This is a genomic window from Anabaena sp. WFMT, assembly GCF_051781005.1.
Taxonomy (GTDB): domain Bacteria; phylum Cyanobacteriota; class Cyanobacteriia; order Cyanobacteriales; family Nostocaceae; genus Anabaena.
Window position 1 is genome coordinate 336,188 of the sequence record NZ_JBPWOA010000006.1, and the last position, 16,041, is coordinate 352,228.

General features: G+C 36.4%; 17 protein-coding genes. 9 read left to right on the forward strand and 8 right to left on the reverse strand.

The window, feature by feature from the left end:
• Positions 1-129: 129 nt before the first annotated feature.
• On the forward strand, positions 130-2,661 hold the full coding sequence (locus tag ACSQ6I_RS06200; protein ID WP_438889496.1) for a BsuBI/PstI family type II restriction endonuclease: 2,532 nt from the start codon (positions 130-132) through the stop codon (positions 2,659-2,661).
• Between the two features lie 113 nt (positions 2,662-2,774).
• On the opposite strand, the gene ACSQ6I_RS06205 is transcribed toward ACSQ6I_RS06200, so the two are convergent.
• Positions 2,775-3,572 (reverse strand): Tab2/Atab2 family RNA-binding protein, encoded by a 798-nt coding sequence (locus ACSQ6I_RS06205; protein ID WP_438889497.1) that lies wholly within the window; start codon positions 3,570-3,572, stop codon positions 2,775-2,777.
• Positions 3,573-3,947: 375 nt separating this feature from the next.
• Between ACSQ6I_RS06205 and ACSQ6I_RS06210 the strand changes: the two genes are divergently transcribed.
• The gene (locus ACSQ6I_RS06210; RefSeq protein WP_438889498.1) at positions 3,948-4,157 is read left to right on the forward strand and encodes a hypothetical protein; all 210 of its coding nucleotides are present in this window, start codon (positions 3,948-3,950) and stop codon (positions 4,155-4,157) included.
• 139 nt (positions 4,158-4,296) lie between these two features.
• Here ACSQ6I_RS06210 and fghA read toward each other — a convergent pair whose 3' ends face one another.
• The 5 genes from fghA to ACSQ6I_RS06235 all read right to left on the reverse strand — a co-directional run bounded on the left by fghA (position 4,297) and on the right by ACSQ6I_RS06235 (position 8,457).
• Complete coding sequence (gene fghA, locus ACSQ6I_RS06215; RefSeq protein WP_438889499.1) at positions 4,297-5,142, reverse strand: S-formylglutathione hydrolase; 846 nt, start codon at positions 5,140-5,142, stop codon at positions 4,297-4,299.
• A 98-nt stretch (positions 5,143-5,240) separates the two neighbouring features.
• Positions 5,241-5,897, reverse strand: a complete 657-nt coding sequence (locus tag ACSQ6I_RS06220; RefSeq protein ID WP_438889501.1) for a Uma2 family endonuclease — start codon at positions 5,895-5,897, stop codon at positions 5,241-5,243.
• Positions 5,898-6,079: 182 nt separating this feature from the next.
• Positions 6,080-6,577 (reverse strand): DUF29 domain-containing protein, encoded by a 498-nt coding sequence (locus tag ACSQ6I_RS06225; protein ID WP_438889502.1) that lies wholly within the window; start codon positions 6,575-6,577, stop codon positions 6,080-6,082.
• A gap of 74 nt (positions 6,578-6,651) precedes the next feature.
• Positions 6,652-7,191 (reverse strand): pentapeptide repeat-containing protein, encoded by a 540-nt coding sequence (locus ACSQ6I_RS06230; protein ID WP_438889503.1) that lies wholly within the window; start codon positions 7,189-7,191, stop codon positions 6,652-6,654.
• 156 nt (positions 7,192-7,347) lie between these two features.
• Positions 7,348-8,457, reverse strand: a complete 1,110-nt coding sequence (locus tag ACSQ6I_RS06235) for an S-(hydroxymethyl)glutathione dehydrogenase/class III alcohol dehydrogenase (protein ID WP_438889504.1) — start codon at positions 8,455-8,457, stop codon at positions 7,348-7,350.
• 354 nt (positions 8,458-8,811) lie between these two features.
• On the opposite strand from ACSQ6I_RS06235, the gene ACSQ6I_RS06240 reads away from it, so the two are divergent.
• Complete coding sequence (locus ACSQ6I_RS06240) at positions 8,812-10,095, forward strand: valine--pyruvate transaminase (protein ID WP_438889505.1); 1,284 nt, start codon at positions 8,812-8,814, stop codon at positions 10,093-10,095.
• 5 nt (positions 10,096-10,100) lie between these two features.
• Positions 10,101-10,832: a ribosome maturation factor RimM gene (gene rimM / locus ACSQ6I_RS06245; RefSeq protein ID WP_438889506.1), complete on the forward strand. Its 732-nt coding sequence runs from the start codon at positions 10,101-10,103 to the stop codon at positions 10,830-10,832.
• Between the two features lie 203 nt (positions 10,833-11,035).
• Here rimM and ACSQ6I_RS06250 read toward each other — a convergent pair whose 3' ends face one another.
• Complete coding sequence (locus ACSQ6I_RS06250; RefSeq protein ID WP_438889507.1) at positions 11,036-11,845, reverse strand: Uma2 family endonuclease; 810 nt, start codon at positions 11,843-11,845, stop codon at positions 11,036-11,038.
• 109 nt (positions 11,846-11,954) lie between these two features.
• Positions 11,955-12,695 carry a dienelactone hydrolase family protein gene (locus ACSQ6I_RS06255; RefSeq protein ID WP_438889508.1) on the reverse strand — a complete coding sequence of 247 codons (741 nt, stop codon included), beginning with the start codon at positions 12,693-12,695 and terminating at the stop codon, positions 11,955-11,957.
• A gap of 145 nt (positions 12,696-12,840) precedes the next feature.
• Here ACSQ6I_RS06255 and ACSQ6I_RS06260 point away from each other — a divergent pair, with 145 nt between their 5' ends.
• From ACSQ6I_RS06260 to ACSQ6I_RS06280, 5 genes are all read left to right on the forward strand, one after another.
• Positions 12,841-14,469: a tetratricopeptide repeat protein gene (locus ACSQ6I_RS06260; protein ID WP_438889509.1), complete on the forward strand. Its 1,629-nt coding sequence runs from the start codon at positions 12,841-12,843 to the stop codon at positions 14,467-14,469.
• A 112-nt stretch (positions 14,470-14,581) separates the two neighbouring features.
• The gene (locus ACSQ6I_RS06265) at positions 14,582-14,911 is read left to right on the forward strand and encodes a helix-turn-helix domain-containing protein (protein ID WP_438889511.1); all 330 of its coding nucleotides are present in this window, start codon (positions 14,582-14,584) and stop codon (positions 14,909-14,911) included.
• A 9-nt stretch (positions 14,912-14,920) separates the two neighbouring features.
• Positions 14,921-15,352 carry a helix-turn-helix domain-containing protein gene (locus ACSQ6I_RS06270; protein WP_438889512.1) on the forward strand — a complete coding sequence of 144 codons (432 nt, stop codon included), beginning with the start codon at positions 14,921-14,923 and terminating at the stop codon, positions 15,350-15,352.
• 59 nt (positions 15,353-15,411) lie between these two features.
• Positions 15,412-15,645: a hypothetical protein gene (locus ACSQ6I_RS06275; RefSeq protein ID WP_438889513.1), complete on the forward strand. Its 234-nt coding sequence runs from the start codon at positions 15,412-15,414 to the stop codon at positions 15,643-15,645.
• Entirely contained in the window at positions 15,638-16,018 is a 381-nt protein-coding gene (locus tag ACSQ6I_RS06280; protein WP_438889514.1) for a PIN domain-containing protein, read from the forward strand. The genes ACSQ6I_RS06275 and ACSQ6I_RS06280 overlap by 8 nt, the downstream gene beginning before the upstream one ends.
• Positions 16,019-16,041: the final 23 nt, after the last annotated feature.

Genomic DNA, 16,041 nt, shown 5'->3' on the forward strand with positions numbered 1-16,041 from the left:
GGGGTGGTTGTGGGAGAGAGGCAATTATATTTAGATAGGATGAATCCAATTATTAAGGCGTAATATATTAATTAGTTATAAATAGATGAGTTTCTTATTGGTATTTGGATGAGAATATTTAAACATAAAATGGTTATAAATAAAAGTAAATCACTGACGGTTATAAACCAAGACAAAAGTATTTCAAAAAATCTAATAAATCAAGTTAATCTCATACATTTAGAAGCAAATCATCAAATTCAGCAATCTGATAAAAGTCCAAAGGGTCAATTCTTAACGCCTTTACCAATAGCTAGATTAATGGCAAATATGTTTGATTTTAGTTTGCCAAAAATATCATTACTTGATGCTGGTGCTGGTTCTGGATCATTATTAGCAGCCGTTGTAGCTGAATTGTGTCAACTTCAAAAAAAACCTAAATATATACATATTACTGCTTACGAAATTGACCCTCTTCTGATTAATTTTTTACAAGAAACATTTGAATGCTGTCATCATGCTTGTAATCAATTAGGTATAGATTTTACCTATAAAATATATCATAGTGATTTTATTGAATCAGTAGTTAATTTATTAGAATATCCTTTATTCGCTCATTCAATAAGAACTGAATTTACACACGCTATTCTTAATCCACCATATTACAAAATCAATTCTCAGTCAAAATATCGGTTGTTATTACGTTCTATAGGCTTAGAAACAACTAACATATATACGGGTTTTATTTTTGCCGCCATTAAACTATTAACATCAAATGGACAATTAGTAGCAATTACTCCCAGAAGTTTTTGTAATGGGTCATATTTTCGAGACTTTCGGCAATTTTTTCTAGAAAATATGGCTTTAGATAAAATTCATTTATTCGATTCGCGTCAAGAAGTATTTACAGATGATAAAATACTGCAAGAAACTGTTGTTGTTCATGCAAATAAACAATCAAAACAACTAGACAATATATTAATTAGCTCTAGTGTCAATGCAGAAGATGATATAATTTTATCTCATCAAATACCATACACAGATGTTGTCTATCCTAATGATTCAGAGAAATTCATACACATCATAACAGATAATTTAAGCCAGAAAGTAGTTGAGCAAATTAAACATTTTTATTGCACAATTCAAGATTTAGGTTTAAACGTCTCTACTGGGAAAGTAGTTGATTTTAGAATTAAGTCATATTTGAGGATAAACCGAGAGGAGGGAACAGTTCCATTAATTTATCCGACTCATTTTAATGATGGTTATATCAGCTACCCAAAGAATACTAAAAAATGTCAAGCTATAGTATTAGCTAAAGAAACAGCTAATCTGTTAATTCCTAATGAGCATTATGTTTTGATTAAACGTTTTTCTACTAAGGAGGAAAAAAAACGAGTTGTTGCTGTTGTTTACGATGCTACAAAAATTGATACTCCTAGTATTGGCTTTGAAAACCACTTGAATTATTTTCATCAGCAGGGACATGGACTAGATTTAATTTTAGCCAAAGGTCTTACAGCTTATTTCAATTCTAGTTTAGTAGATTCATTTTTCCGTTTATTTAATGGACATACTCAAGTTAATGCGACAGATTTACGTTGTTTAAAGTATCCAACTTTAGAACAACTTTATTTACTAGGTAAACATATAGGGACAGAATTTCCTAAACAGTCTGAGATAGATAAACTTATAGACACCGTATTATTAAATATGACTAATTCATCAGAAAATAATCCAATTGTCATTAAAGCACGTATTGATGAAGCAATAGAAATACTAGCTGCTTTAGGTTTTCCACGAAAACAACTAAATGAACGTTCAGGTTTAACCTTACTAGCATTACTTGATTTAAAATCTCATGAACCTTGGATATCTGCGAAAGCACCACTCCAAGGTATTACACCAATGATGGAATTTATGGAAAAACAATATGCTAAAAAGTACGCACCTAATACGCGGGAAACAGTGCGCCGTCAAACGGTACACCAATTTATTGACGCAGGTTTAATTGTTGTAAATCCTGATAATATTGAGCGTCCTATTAATAGTCCTAAAACAGTATACCAAATTGAAGATAGTGCTTTAGAGATGCTGCGGACATTTAAAACTGATGAATGGGATAAAAATTTGCAAACTTACTTAGCATCTATTGAAACTCTCAAAACTAAATATGCTCAAGAAAGATTAAAAGCCAGAATAGAAGTTAATATTCCAGGTAAATTAATCACACTTTCACCAGGTGGACAAAATATTTTAATTGAGAAAATCATTAATGATTTTTGTCCGCGATTTACACCTAATAGTAGCATCATTTATGTTGGTGATACAGATGAAAAATTTGCATCTTTTGAGGAATCAGCTTTATCGGAATTAGGAATTAAAATTGATACTCATGGAAAAATGCCAGATATAATCATTCATTTCCAACCTAAAAACTGGTTAGTCTTAATTGAAGCTGTAACATCACACGGGCCAATTGATGCTAAACGTAAAACTGAACTTGAAAGTTTATTCAGAAATTCTAAAATACCACTTGTAATGGTGACAGCTTTTCTTAACCGCAAAGCAATGAAGGAGTATTTACCAGAAATTTCCTGGGAGACTGATGTATGGGTAGCAGAAGATGCAACTCATTTGATTCATTTCAATGGTGAAAATCTTTTACAAATTTATCAGTAATATGCAATCCTAGACTATTTGTGAGCAACAATACGATAAATTCAAGAATTTTGAAGTAGGTGTGGAGGTACTTGTCATTCCGTTTAGTTCAGATATATCGCTCACAAAATGCTTTACTCTTCCCCTCCCAATAACCAAAAACCACTGTAAGTCATGCCTGAATCATCTGGTTGCACTAATAAAAAATGCAATCCTTTACTTACCTGTTTTCGCTGTGCATATACTTTCGCTGCGGCTGCAACTTCTTCATCTTCAAAAGTTGCCAAAATCCATCTATCTGCTAAAGCGGCTTCTAAAATTAAACCATCTGGCGCACCTGCAATATAATTTAAACTGACAGGATTAGCTTCTTGCAACCATCTTGCTAAACGCATAGATTGCCTGCCACCATAAATTACTACACCGGGTACAGGAACTGTTGAGGCTAAACCTAGATTAATGGGTTTCAAAAATTCTGGTATTTGTAAAACAGGAATTGGACGTTCTGTAAATTCATCGACGATATCACCTGCGGGAATTGTTGCAAAACGCCATTGTTCTCCCCAGAGGTTTTCTGGTAATGGTGCTGGAGGTGGTTTATCAACTGCTATGGGATATTGCTTTTCTTGCAACCATTGTTTTAACGCTAAAGTGCGACGGGTAGGTGCAACTTTAATACTTAAATTATTCCCAGCAGCGGTAATTAAGCCTAAAGACTGAGGTCGAAATACTTGAATTATATCAGGTAATTTTTCTGCACCTGCTATATGAAATTGTTCTGTTAGCCAATTTGAATTTGCTTGTGACTGGGGACACGTAGCTACATACTCAAATTTACGAGTTGCGTCACAAATCAACAACTCCCATAATACCTGTCCTGCTGCATCTCGCAGTGGACTCCGATAAAAGTCAGCCTGCCAAACCAGACTCATTCTCAACTCTCTTCCTCTGTGTTTGTGTATTTCAATTCAAGTCTTAACATAAAACTGGGTACAGATAGGTAATGCAAAATCAAAAGAATTATTAATGGAAAACTTTGAGAGAAAGAAAGAAATGGAAAGGGCGGGGAGACACCGCCCCTACGGGGTTGACGATTAAAAATCGTACTGCACTATTTTGAAAACTGCTATGTTTTTATGAGTCACATTTGAATTTGCGGTTTTTGTATATTCCTGAAAGTATTGAACGACGGAGTTAGGAATACTACTTAAGAGGGATAAATAAATTTACCATAACTAGATTGTAGATAGATATATTTGTACTTCTTAACTGACTAAGATGGTGTCGAGAATAATAGGAGTTTAATCATGAGCGGAAAAGCTAAAAAACAACAGAAAAAATCTGATGATCAAGAGAGTACACCAACGTCTTCTAGTGGTTATCAAACTCCCCTACAAGAGGATATTCGCAAGACTGGTAATGCTGAAAAAAGTGATGCTAGACCTACTGCTACACCAGAAGCGCCTGGTGAAGATTCTGTAGCGGGTAGTCCTAATCAGGGTACTGAATCGCGTTAGGCAGAGGATATCGCTCTAATTTCTACGCAACTATTCTATCAATTTTAGAGCAACCCTAGAGCGATCGCATGGTGATAAGTTAAGAAAAAGAAGAAATTATCCGAAAGCCTATTGACAAAAGACTTTCAGTATTAACTTGTCACCAATGTAGTGCGATCGCATGGTGGTGTATGTGATCGCCCATAAAGGTAGAGATAAAATAGTAACTGTGGTCATAGCCTGGTTGATATCGCAAGTTAAGCGTTTGTCCTACTTTTGTACAAGCTTGTGCAAATATATCCGGTAGCAATTGTTTAGTTAAAAATTGATCTGCTGTTCCTTGGTCAATCAGAATGGGACTGTGATATCCTACTTTTTGAACTAATTCACTAGCATCATAATCACGCCAACTTTCCTGATTATTACCCAAATAAAGACTAAACGCCTTTTGACCCCAAGCACAGGCCATAGGTGCAACTATAGGTGCAAAGGCAGATACTGATTTATATTGTTTTGGGTTTCTCATGGCACAAACTAGCGCCCCATGTCCCCCCATAGAATGACCAAAAATGCTCTGTCTGTCAGGTTGGGTGCGAAATTTGCTATTAATTAAAGCTGGTAACTCTTGGCTAATATAACTATACATCTGATAGTGCGATCGCCAAGGTTCTTCTGTCGCATCTACATAAAAGCCTGCACCTGTACCAATATCCCATTCATCATCTTCTCCCACAATGCCCGTATGACGCGGACTGGTATCTGGTGCCACTAGTATTAAACCGTATTCAGATGCCCAACGTTGCGCCCCTGCTTTCAGCATAAAATTATCTTCTTTGCAAGTCAAGCCGGAGAGAAAATAAAGCACTGGTAAGGGCTTTTGAGTGACTTGCGGTGGTTGATAGACAGCAAAACGCATTTCACCGTTACAGGTGGTGGAGAAATGAGAGTAGAAGCCCAGTATGCCATCAAAGCATTTAAATTCTGATTCTAGGTTAAGATTAGTCATGATGATGCGATCGCGCAAGCGCTGTTTCTTGGATGGCCGGAGGGCTTTTGTCAGTTAGCTAATAACTTGACCCCTACTCTAATCTGATGTTACCCCTCTCAAATTATACTATCAGGATCTACACCCAAAGCCCGTAAACGTTCCGCTAAAATTCCAGCGCGTTCTTCTGGTGTTAAAAAGCGTTTTCCTTGTTGATTATACCAATACATCCACTCCCGTGTAATACCTTGATAAGTTCCCCGTTCTATACCAATGCCTAAATCAATTTCTGGCAACCAAACAGGATTACCATCTTGTAATTGATACACACCATTAGTTAATTTATAAACTTCCAACCGGGGTTTACGGCGACGAGTGGGATTATAAACTACATAATATAAAACACTTAAATTAGCATAGGCATCTTTTTTAGTGGAATATTCACCACGATAAGTTTGAGAAACAACTTCTAAAACTAAAATAGGAACTTTTTCTTCTTCCCAAATCGCGTAACTAGGGCGGAGATTTTCATCATAAAACCGTTCTACCCCTAAGCTGAGAAAACCATCAGGGACAATTGCTGGTTGATAAGGATCATAATAAACACCCATATCCACACCAAAAAACCAGTCCATGCGTTCAGCCCAAGCCATAGCTAAAATAGCTTTGAGTAAACCGGGAATCAAATCTTGTAATTCATTATCCACAGGTGTTTCATCTGAATCAGGTAGTTCCTCAGAGGAAGGCATACAAGCAAGGGGATTGTAATCTAACATAATAGATTTCACATATCCTTGAACATTGCAATTATATCGTCAATATGATTTTATCTCACGCTCCAGACGCAGAGGCACAGAGAGTTTGATTCAGCAAGGTTAATTTACCCGATGTGAAAAATACCAAAATCTTGTAAATCCTTAAATCCTGTAAATCCTGATTCAGACAATTTTTATAGCAATTATTCCATCAAATCATCACTTGCCGATTCACCAGGATAAAAGTTTAAGTTAATTAAATCTTTCCATAAATATAGACATTGTAGAGGAAAAGTTGACAACGGTAAATTTGTTTCTCCTGATGCTAAATCCCTAGCATTTTCATAAGCTTCTTGAAGTGCTACTTCCATAGAAGACTGTAAACTGGGATTTTCATTCAGTAATTTTATGATATCCCGCCGTTGAATCCGAATAGTTGCTAACCAACTGCGACTACGTTTTGATGATTGATATTCCCACTTTAATAAATGTCCAATTAAAATACTTAAACGACTTTTTAATTCTTGGCGTTCCCTTCTCCCCAAAGATTCAACTTCCTCAATTAAGTTAGCTAAATCAATTTGATTCCATTGTTGATAACGTAATAAATTAGCCTGTTGTTGAGTCCAGGCGTAAAAATCTGTTTCATAAAGATGATCATTCAGGTTTACAGCGGCTTCTTTCTCTTTTGGTGTCTGCATAGTTAAAACCTGGTGAATTTGAATTAATTATAATTGAACCTGTTCCTTTAATGGCTGCCACAGAGGAACAACTATTACCATTTACAGTAGGGACTTTCTTTTATAGTACCATCGGGCATAGTAGTATGCCAAATAACATTAAACCAGCGACAAAGAGCATACTCATCGGCAGTAGAATCTCGAAAGTTAGCGTGAGTTAAATCAGCACGTTCAAAGCCAGGGACTTTAGCACCGATGAAACTAGCACCAACCGCTTTAACATGGCTCAAATTAGCTCCAGTCAAATCAGCTTCATTCAAAGTAGCACTACTCAAATTGGCGGAGAATAAATTAGCATCTTTCAGAATAGTTTTTACCAAACCAGCCTCGCCCAAATAAGCCCCAAACAAATCGGCTTCAGTCAAATCAGCCCCACTCAGATTGACATTTTCAAGATTAGCTACCCGTAAGTTAATTCCCCGCAAATCAGCACCTTCGAGTCCAGTAATCTGACCACTAACTCCGTCTATTTCGCCCATTTCGCCGACAATTCGCAAAATTTCGACACCAGCAAAATTACGTTCTCCAGCATTGTAAAGAGTCAACAATTCATCAGTGGTAATTTTCCCAACCATGATCTTACCTTCAATTTATTTTTTATTACGAGAATTGCGATGAGAGAAATGAACTATTGATGCTAAAATGCCCAATTAAAACACTCATACCATTTCTTAATTCTTGTCGTTCCTTTCTTCCTTTGCGCCTTTGCGCCTTTGCGTGAGACATAAAATCTAAAAAGTAACCACACTACGAATAGACTCCCCCCTATGCATCAAATCAAAAGCATCATTAATCTTTTCAATTGGCATCACATGAGTAATCAAATCATCAATATTAATTTTCCCATCCATATACCAATCTACTATTTTCGGCACATCTGTACGCCCTCTCGCACCACCAAAAGCCGAACCTTTCCAAACCCTTCCAGTCACTAATTGAAACGGACGAGTGCTGATTTCTTTACCCGCACCAGCAACACCAATAATTACACTTACACCCCAACCTTTATGACAGCACTCCAAAGCTTGACGCATGATATTGACATTACCAATACATTCAAAAGAATAATCAGCACCACCTTTAGTTAAATCCACCAAATAAGGAACTAAATCACCTGCAACTTCATGAGGATTAACAAAATGTGTCATGCCAAATTTTTCAGCCAAAGCTCGTTTATTGGGATTAATATCAACTCCCACAATCATATTTGCGCCCACCATTCGCGCCCCTTGGATGACATTTAAACCAATCCCACCCAAACCGAACACCACCACATTTGCACCTGGTTCTACCTTAGCTGTATAGATAACCGCACCTATACCCGTTGTTACACCACAACCGATATAACAAACCTTATCAAAAGGCGCATCTTCCCGAATTTTGGCAACGGCAATTTCAGGTAATACTGTGTAATTAGCAAAGGTGGATGTACCCATGTAGTGATGAATCATTTCTCCACCAATACTAAAGCGACTAGTACCATTAGGCATGACTCCTCTTCCTTGGGTGGTGCGAATTGCTTGACAGAGATTGGTTTTAAAGCTTAAGCAATAATCACACTGACGACATTCAGGCGTGTATAAAGGAATGACATGATCTCCTGGTTTTACACTCTTGACACCAGACCCCACTTCTACAACTACACCAGCACCTTCATGTCCCAAAATTGCTGGAAATAAACCTTCAGGATCATCACCAGACAGGGTAAAAGCATCGGTATGACAAACCCCGCTGGCTTTAATCTCAATTAATACTTCTCCCGCTTGTGGTGCTGCTAATTGTACGGTTTCAATAGTTAGCGGTTTACCTGCGGTGTAAGCTACTGCTGCTTTGACTTCCAAAATTCAGTTCTCCTGATATTGACTTTTAATGAGTTTATCTCAGTAAATGAATACATAAATTTATGATTTATCTGTATTTTATGTGATATGTATAAATATTTTTTCAGTAGACACTTGCCAAACTCCACCTCGCATAGTACATTTGTATCATTACAAGAGAAACCCCCCACCTCACAAGTGGGGCTTTATTATTTTTGGGAGTTCTGTAACTACCAGATTTTGTTAAAATCGCATTCACTGGTTTAGATTGGTTAAAGGCAGTAGCTGTTTTGGCAACTATAATAAATTTTGTCTTAGCTGCAACCAGCCAATAATTTATCCACATTTGCGATTAATCTAGTCTGTAACAAACCTATGAAACCTGCCCTTACTAAAATTGGCGCTCAAATGTCCAACTTAACTGGCGTGAGAGCGATTATGAAAGATATTAACGAAACCCTCAGAGCTAGTGCGGGGCAGGAATTATATAATTTGAGTGCGGGAAACCCGTTGATTTTACCAGAGGTAGAACAGTTATGGCGGGATTGCACGGCAGATTTATTAGCTAGTTCTGAATATGGTGAAGTTGTTTGTCGTTATGGTTCTAGCCAGGGCTATGTACCATTAATTAATACAATTGTCAAGGATTTTAACCAGCGTTATGGTTTAAATTTAACAGACCGGAACGTTTTAATTACGGCTGGTAGTCAAACTATATACTTCTACGCTGCGAATGCTTTCGGTGGATATACTAATGATGGCGATTTAAAAGAAATCGTTTTGCCATTAAGTCCAGATTATACTGGTTATGGTGGTGTGTGTTTATTCCCAGAAGCTTTAGTTGCCTATAAACCTACTCTGGATATTGATACAGCGGCACACAGATTTAAATATCGTCCTGATTTTAACCAACTTTCGATTACAGAAAACACTGGTTGCGTGATTTTTTCCCGTCCTTGCAACCCTACAGGTAATGTTTTAACTAATGATGAGGTGAGCAAAATCACTGATTTAGCTGCACCTTATAACGTGCCTGTATTGATAGATTCGGCTTATGCGCCACCTTTCCCAGCGTTGAATTTTACGGAGATGACACCTGTGTTTGGTGAAAATATCCTCCACTGTATGAGTTTATCGAAAGCAGGATTACCAGGGGAAAGAATCGGGATAGCGATTGGTGATGAAAACCTAATTCAAGTTTTGGAATGTTTCCAAACTAATACAGGGATTCATTCTTCGAGATATGGTCAAGCGATCGCATCCCGTGCGATAGAATCAGGTGCATTAGCCCAAATTGCTGAAACCGTAATTCGTCCTTTCTATCAGAAAAAGTTTGATGTGTTAGAAAGCACTTTAGAAGCAGCGATGCCTAAAAATTTACCTTGGTTTTTACATCGTGGTGAAGGAGCAATTTTTGGTTGGTTATGGTTGCAAGATTTACCTATGACTGACTGGGAATTTTACCAGGAATTAAAGAAGGTGGGTGTAATTGTTGTCCCTGGTAGTAGTTTCTTCCCTGGTTTAAAAGAAGAATGGGAACACAAACACCAATGTCTGCGAATCAGTTTAACTGGTAGTGATGAGGAAATTACTATCGGTATGCAGCGTTTAGCTAAGGTTGCTGAACGAGTTTATCAAGTTGCGCCGGTGAGTGTGTAAGAGAAATGAACCACGAAGGCGCATTCGCGAAGCGTTCCGCAGGAAAGAACGCGAAGAAAAGAAAGCAGGGGGGCAGGGTGCAGGGTGCAGGGGGGAAAGTTCAAAAAGCACCTGTTCCTAGTCCTGTACGGGCAGAAAAATCCCTTCCTCTGCCTATTCCCAACCTCGATGATTGGTTAGAAATTGGTAAGATTGTCTCACCTCAAGGTTTAGCTGGGGAGTTGCGGGTTTATCCTAATACCGACTTTCCCGAACGCTTTGAGGAACCGGGAACACGGTGGTTATTACGTCCAGGGGAAGCAGAACTGCAACAGGTAGAGTTATTAGATGGGCGGTATATTGAGAATAAGAATCTATATGTGATTAAATTGGAGGGAGTGAGCGATCGCACTGCTGCGGAAAATATGCGTGATTGTCGGTTTTTTGTGCCGATAAGCGATCGTCCAGAACTAGACGAAGGTGAATATCATGTTTTAGACTTGATAGGGTTGCAAGTCTTCATGCAGGAATCTGGCCAATTTGTGGGAACAGTTGTAGATTTACTACCTTCAGGTCATGATTTATTAGAAGTTAAATTAGATCCTGCTTTTGCAACTAATGACGAAGAACTAACAACGGAAAAAGAACGAAAAAACGTTTTAATTCCTTTTGTCATGGAAATTGTTCCTGTTGTAGATTTAGAAACCCGTCGAGTTGAAATCACTCCCCCCCCCGGTTTGTTGTCAATTAATGATTAGACATCTCTGCAAAGATATTTCATAAAACACTCTTGTGGGGTGGGCATACTTCGACAAGCTCAGTACAAGTCTTGCCCGCCCTAATAATACTGTTTAAAGTTATGAAGTGCTAAAATAGAGACAAGGTGAGAATTAACTGGTTAAAGTTATATTGAAAATTTAGATCCCCGACTTCTTTAAGAAATTGGGGATTTGCATATTAACTATAAATCATCATCCAATTCATCGGGATTAATGCCTAACTGACGCAACCTTTCTGCTAATTTTTCCGCTTTTCTTTTTGCTTCAGTGGCTTCTTGTTCAGCAAGAATAGCCCTTTCTGTCGCAGCAGCAACTTCCTCGGTAGGTTCAGGAATTAATTCTCCTTCGAGAGTAAACCACCTTAACCACAATTTAGAAACACCTCGAAATGAACCTTGCCATAATCCTAAACTTAAACCCAATTCTGGCATTGGTAAAAGTCCTTCAATCAAATTCATAGGTTCATAATGACCACCAACTAAATGAAATGCGCGGAGTTCATTGGTATAGCGACTAAAAACAATATAATAAGGAATGCGTAAAATGCGCTCATAAACTTCCCATTTTGTAGGAGGTTTATCTTTTTTAGTTTCCTTGTTACCTAAATCTTCATCTTCTGTTCCAGGAGATAATAATTCAACTACCACAAAAGGATTTACTTTTTCTTGCCAACGAACATAATTTAAACGTAAATCTCTACCTTGGAATAATCTGGAAACTCCAACTACACCAAACCAATCTGGACGTTTATACCATAAATGATGTTCAAGATCATAATAAAGATTCAAATCAGCAGCACTATAAACAAGTTCTGGACTCCAGTTTATAGGTTGAAAGGTTAGGTATAAAAGTAAAGGTTGTAAAAAATGAAATTCGTCTGGCAAACCGGGTTCCTCTGGATTTTCACTAGGTAAATCATACATTGTCGGTAGGTTTTCCCAAGGGGGAAGGGGAGGATATGATTGAGAAATCAGGGGAGGGGAGAAAGTCATAAATAAATTAAATAAATTTCGCTTTCTTAAGTTATAGTTTAACAAATATTATTAACCATGAACAACAAGATCCTCGCTTTATTTAAAAAACGAGAATCTATGTTTATAATTACTTTCTAAATTTCCGTTCCAAGAAAGCGATAATTTCTCCCCAAGCTGAAGTAGCAGCAACAGCATCAAAACGATAACCATCATCTCTCATAAAAGTATGTTCCGCTTCATAAGAGAAAAGTTGATGAGGTATTTTTGCTGTTTCTAAAGCATTAATTATCGTTTGTCGGTCATTTTCCGAAATATGCGGATCTTGAGTTCCAAAAATTAACAATAATTCTCCTTTGATTTCCTCAAATCTGTGAATAGTATCTGCCACTCCTTTACCTAATTTACCGCTAGGAATACCTGTAGGATAACAAGCAACGCAAGCTTCAATTTCACTTTCAAAAGCAGCGCGAAAAGCCAAATGTCCACCAATACAAAAACCCAAAGTTCCGATTTTATCAGCAATAACTGAATTGTCATTTTTGAGAAAATCAATCACAGCACGAGTATCAGCATCATATTCAGAAATTAATGTACGTCGTGCATCATCATTACCGCGCATTCTCCCAATATCATTAGGTTCAATCACAGAACCCACAGGTTCAATGCGGTGAAAAATTTCTGGTGCGGCGACAACATAACCAAAACCAGCTAAATAATTAACTAGCCGAATTATGGCATCACCTAATTGATAAATATCACTGTAAAAAACAATTCCTGGATATTTACCCTCTGGTTTAGGAGAAGCGACATAAACTCGCATTAAACTATCATCTACTCTTAATTCAATATTGCGTTTAACGATTTGCATTTTTCGGTTTTGGGTAATGTGTTAATTTGTAATTCTTCAGATTTAATAATAATCAGTAAATTTTCCCGAAATACCCGGTTTTGTAAAGAAATCGAGGATCTCTAAGTTATGATATACAGGGACAGGGTTATAAAAGCAACATCCTATGATTGGTAATATCCTCCGTCAACGTTACCAGATTGTCAAAGAACTAGGTGCAGGTGGGTTTGGTGAAACTTACCTCGCAGAAGATTTAGATATTCCCGTTACCCCTAAACCAATTTGTGTAGTTAAACGGTTAAAACCTACAGAAATTGACAGAGATACTATCCGTTTATTTGAACAAGAAGCACAGATTTTATATCAATTAGGACAAAATTACGATCAAATGCCTAAATTGTATGCCTATTTTCAGGAGAATCAAGAATTTTATCTGATTCAAGAATTGATTGATGGATATGATTTAACTCAAGAAATCAGTCCTGGTAAAAAGTTAAGTGAAAGTGAAGTAATTAAACTGTTACAAGATGTTTTAGAAATATTAGTTTATGTTCATGGAAATAAAGTAATTCACCGGGATATTAAACCTGCAAATATCATGCGCCGTAAAGATGGCAAGTTAGTATTGATTGATTTTGGTGCAATCAAACAAATTAATACTACTATTGCGATGAAATCAGGCTCTACTACCCGAACTATTCGTATTGGTACACCGGGATATACGCCTTTAGAACAGGCTATGGGTAAACCTAAATTTAGTAGTGATATTTATGCTTTAGGGATGACAGCAATTCAGGCATTAATTGATCTGTCTCCTCGCTTATTACCAGAAGATGATGATGGTGAAATTCTTTGGAGTGATCAAGTTAAAGTTAGTAATAAATTAGGAAATTTTATCACTAAAATGGTGCGTTGTGATTGGCGACAACGTTATAGAAATGCTAAGGAAGCTTTGGATGAACTAAATCAAATTTTTGGAGTTGGTAAACCACAGAATATACACCCAGCACGATTAACTGAATTAAGTGAACTTTGTATTCAAAAAGGGCATAAATTATTTAATTTACAAAGGTATGAAAACGCAATTGAATCTTATGATAAAGCCATTGCTATTAAACCTTATAAATATGAAGCTTGGTATAATCGAGGTCTTGCCTTAGCTGAGTTAGAAAAATACGAAGAAGCGATCGCATCTTACGATAAAGCTATTGCTATTAAACCTGACTATCATGAAGCTTTGTATCGTCAAGGTGTTGCTCTACGTCAATTACACAGGTATACAGAAGCGATTGCATCTTACGACAAAGCCATTGCCATCAAACCTGATGACCATCAAGCTTGGAATAACCGAGGTATTGCCTTAGACGAATTACAAAGGTACGCAGAAGCGATTGTATCTTACAACAAAGCTATAGCCATTAAGCCTGACTATTATATAACTTGGAATAACCGAGGTATTGCCCTACGTCAATTACGAGAGTATACAAAAGCGATTGCATCTTATGACAGAGCAATTACCATTAAACCTGACTACCATCAAGCTTGGAATAACCGAGGTCTTGCTCTAAGTAATTTACAAAAATATGAAGAAGCGGTCGCATCTTATGACAGAGCCATTGCTATTAAACCTGACCATCATGAAGCTTGGAATAATCGAGGTCTTGCTCTAGGGAATTTACGTAGGTATGAAGAAGCACTAAAATCACACGAAAAGGCAATTAGTATTAGACCAGATTTTAAAATAGCAATTAATAATCGCCATGATTTATTAAAGCAATTTAATCGCTCAAATTAGTCAGTTAAGTAAAAATTAATTTAGCCATTTTATCAGTTTATTGACTTAATTGACCAGCGATTACAAACAGCAATCCAAATTTCACAAATAAGACAATCATGAAAGGAAGATTATGTTAGATTATACAATCAGTTCTGGCAACATTTTTCAAGATTTAGGATTTGCTAATGCAGAAGAAAAACTAGCCAAAGTTAAATTAGCTTCTGTCATAGCTGATATTTTAGAACAGCAACAAATCACACCTCAACAAGCTGCACAACTTTTAGAGTTAGAAATTGAAAAAGTAAATAATTTAAATAACGGTATTCTCAAAGATTTTACAATTGATAATTTATTAACTTACTTAATAAAATTAGGACAAAATATAGAAATAATGGTAACAAATCAACAATCCGAAAAATCTCAACCTAAAATTAATGTTGTTTATGAGAAAATTGCTTAATATCAAGTTATGTACATTATCAGCAAAATTGGAAACAAGACTCTGGGTACACTTAAAAACTATCTAGAATTAATCACTGCTTTTCCTCCTCGCAAAATTACATCAGAAGAAGAACTAGCTACAACTCAAACTATTATTGATTCTTTATTAGATCAAGAAAGGCTAACTTCTGACGAACGAGATTATCTTCATTTACTAGGACTATTAGTATCTGAATATGAAGAATATCATTATCCTGTTGCAGATATTTATGGAATCGAATTATTAAAAGTATTACTGGAAGAATTGAACTTCCAACCCCAAGATTTAATACCAATTTTTGAACAAGAAACAGTTTTATCTGACATTTTCGATGGAAAGCAACAAATGACAGTAAATCACATAGAAAAACTGGCTAAATTCTTTCATGTTTCTCCTGCTGTATTTTTAAAAGAGGTTTAATTACTCCCAACCTACTATGATACAATTAAATAAACCCGAAGATAGAGGTCAAATTCATTATGGAACAAATTAACTTAGAACTAGATAGACTAACACTTGAACGAGCCAAAACCCTGGCAATAGTCAATCAATCTACCTTATCAGAATTGATAACAACAGTAATTGCCCGTTTAGCAGAAATTCAGGAACAAAAAGACCCATTAATGGGATTATATGCCGATATTCCAGAAGTTGTTGATGAAATTGTAGCTGAGGCTATGGAAAAAAGAGGACATAATCTCACAAATGAATAAACCAGAAAAATCATTACTTGACACTGATATCTTTTCCGAAATCATTAAAAGAGCTAATCCTAATATTATCAACAAAGCTAATATTTATTTAGCCGAGTTTGAAAAATATACAATTTCCGTAATTACAATAATGGAAATTGTAGAAGGTTGGCGCAAACGTAAACAAGAACAACGTATTGAACAATTTTTAACAATTATTTCCACCCAGGAAATCTTATCATTCACTTATGCAGAATCAGTATTAGCCGGAAAAATATATGCTGATTTAGAGACAACAGGAAAAAGAATAGGTTATCCTGACTGTATGATAGCGGCAATTGCGATTAGTAATAATCACACCTTAGTCACAGGTAACTTGTCTCACTATCAATGAATTCAAAATTTAGGTTATTCATT

Excerpts from the sequence above, each read along its gene's own strand:
- fghA (WP_438889499.1), bottom strand. The coding sequence starts at position 5,142 with ATGACTAATCTTAACCTAGAATCAGAATTTAAATGCTTTGATGGCATA.
- ACSQ6I_RS06275 (WP_438889513.1), top strand. The coding sequence starts at position 15,412 with ATGGAACAAATTAACTTAGAACTAGATAGACTAACACTTGAACGAGCC.
- ACSQ6I_RS06255 (WP_438889508.1), bottom strand. The coding sequence starts at position 12,695 with ATGCAAATCGTTAAACGCAATATTGAATTAAGAGTAGATGATAGTTTA.
- ACSQ6I_RS06240 (WP_438889505.1), top strand. The coding sequence starts at position 8,812 with ATGAAACCTGCCCTTACTAAAATTGGCGCTCAAATGTCCAACTTAACT.
- ACSQ6I_RS06200 (WP_438889496.1), top strand. The coding sequence starts at position 130 with ATGGTTATAAATAAAAGTAAATCACTGACGGTTATAAACCAAGACAAA.
- ACSQ6I_RS06225 (WP_438889502.1), bottom strand. The coding sequence starts at position 6,577 with ATGCAGACACCAAAAGAGAAAGAAGCCGCTGTAAACCTGAATGATCAT.
- ACSQ6I_RS06205 (WP_438889497.1), bottom strand. The coding sequence starts at position 3,572 with ATGAGTCTGGTTTGGCAGGCTGACTTTTATCGGAGTCCACTGCGAGAT.
- ACSQ6I_RS06265 (WP_438889511.1), top strand. The coding sequence starts at position 14,582 with ATGTTAGATTATACAATCAGTTCTGGCAACATTTTTCAAGATTTAGGA.
- ACSQ6I_RS06230 (WP_438889503.1), bottom strand. The coding sequence starts at position 7,191 with ATGGTTGGGAAAATTACCACTGATGAATTGTTGACTCTTTACAATGCT.
- ACSQ6I_RS06270 (WP_438889512.1), top strand. The coding sequence starts at position 14,921 with ATGTACATTATCAGCAAAATTGGAAACAAGACTCTGGGTACACTTAAA.
- ACSQ6I_RS06220 (WP_438889501.1), bottom strand. The coding sequence starts at position 5,897 with ATGTTAGATTACAATCCCCTTGCTTGTATGCCTTCCTCTGAGGAACTA.
- rimM (WP_438889506.1), top strand. The coding sequence starts at position 10,101 with ATGAACCACGAAGGCGCATTCGCGAAGCGTTCCGCAGGAAAGAACGCG.
- ACSQ6I_RS06280 (WP_438889514.1), top strand. The coding sequence starts at position 15,638 with ATGAATAAACCAGAAAAATCATTACTTGACACTGATATCTTTTCCGAA.
- ACSQ6I_RS06210 (WP_438889498.1), top strand. The coding sequence starts at position 3,948 with ATGAGCGGAAAAGCTAAAAAACAACAGAAAAAATCTGATGATCAAGAG.
- ACSQ6I_RS06260 (WP_438889509.1), top strand. The coding sequence starts at position 12,841 with ATGATTGGTAATATCCTCCGTCAACGTTACCAGATTGTCAAAGAACTA.
- ACSQ6I_RS06250 (WP_438889507.1), bottom strand. The coding sequence starts at position 11,845 with ATGACTTTCTCCCCTCCCCTGATTTCTCAATCATATCCTCCCCTTCCC.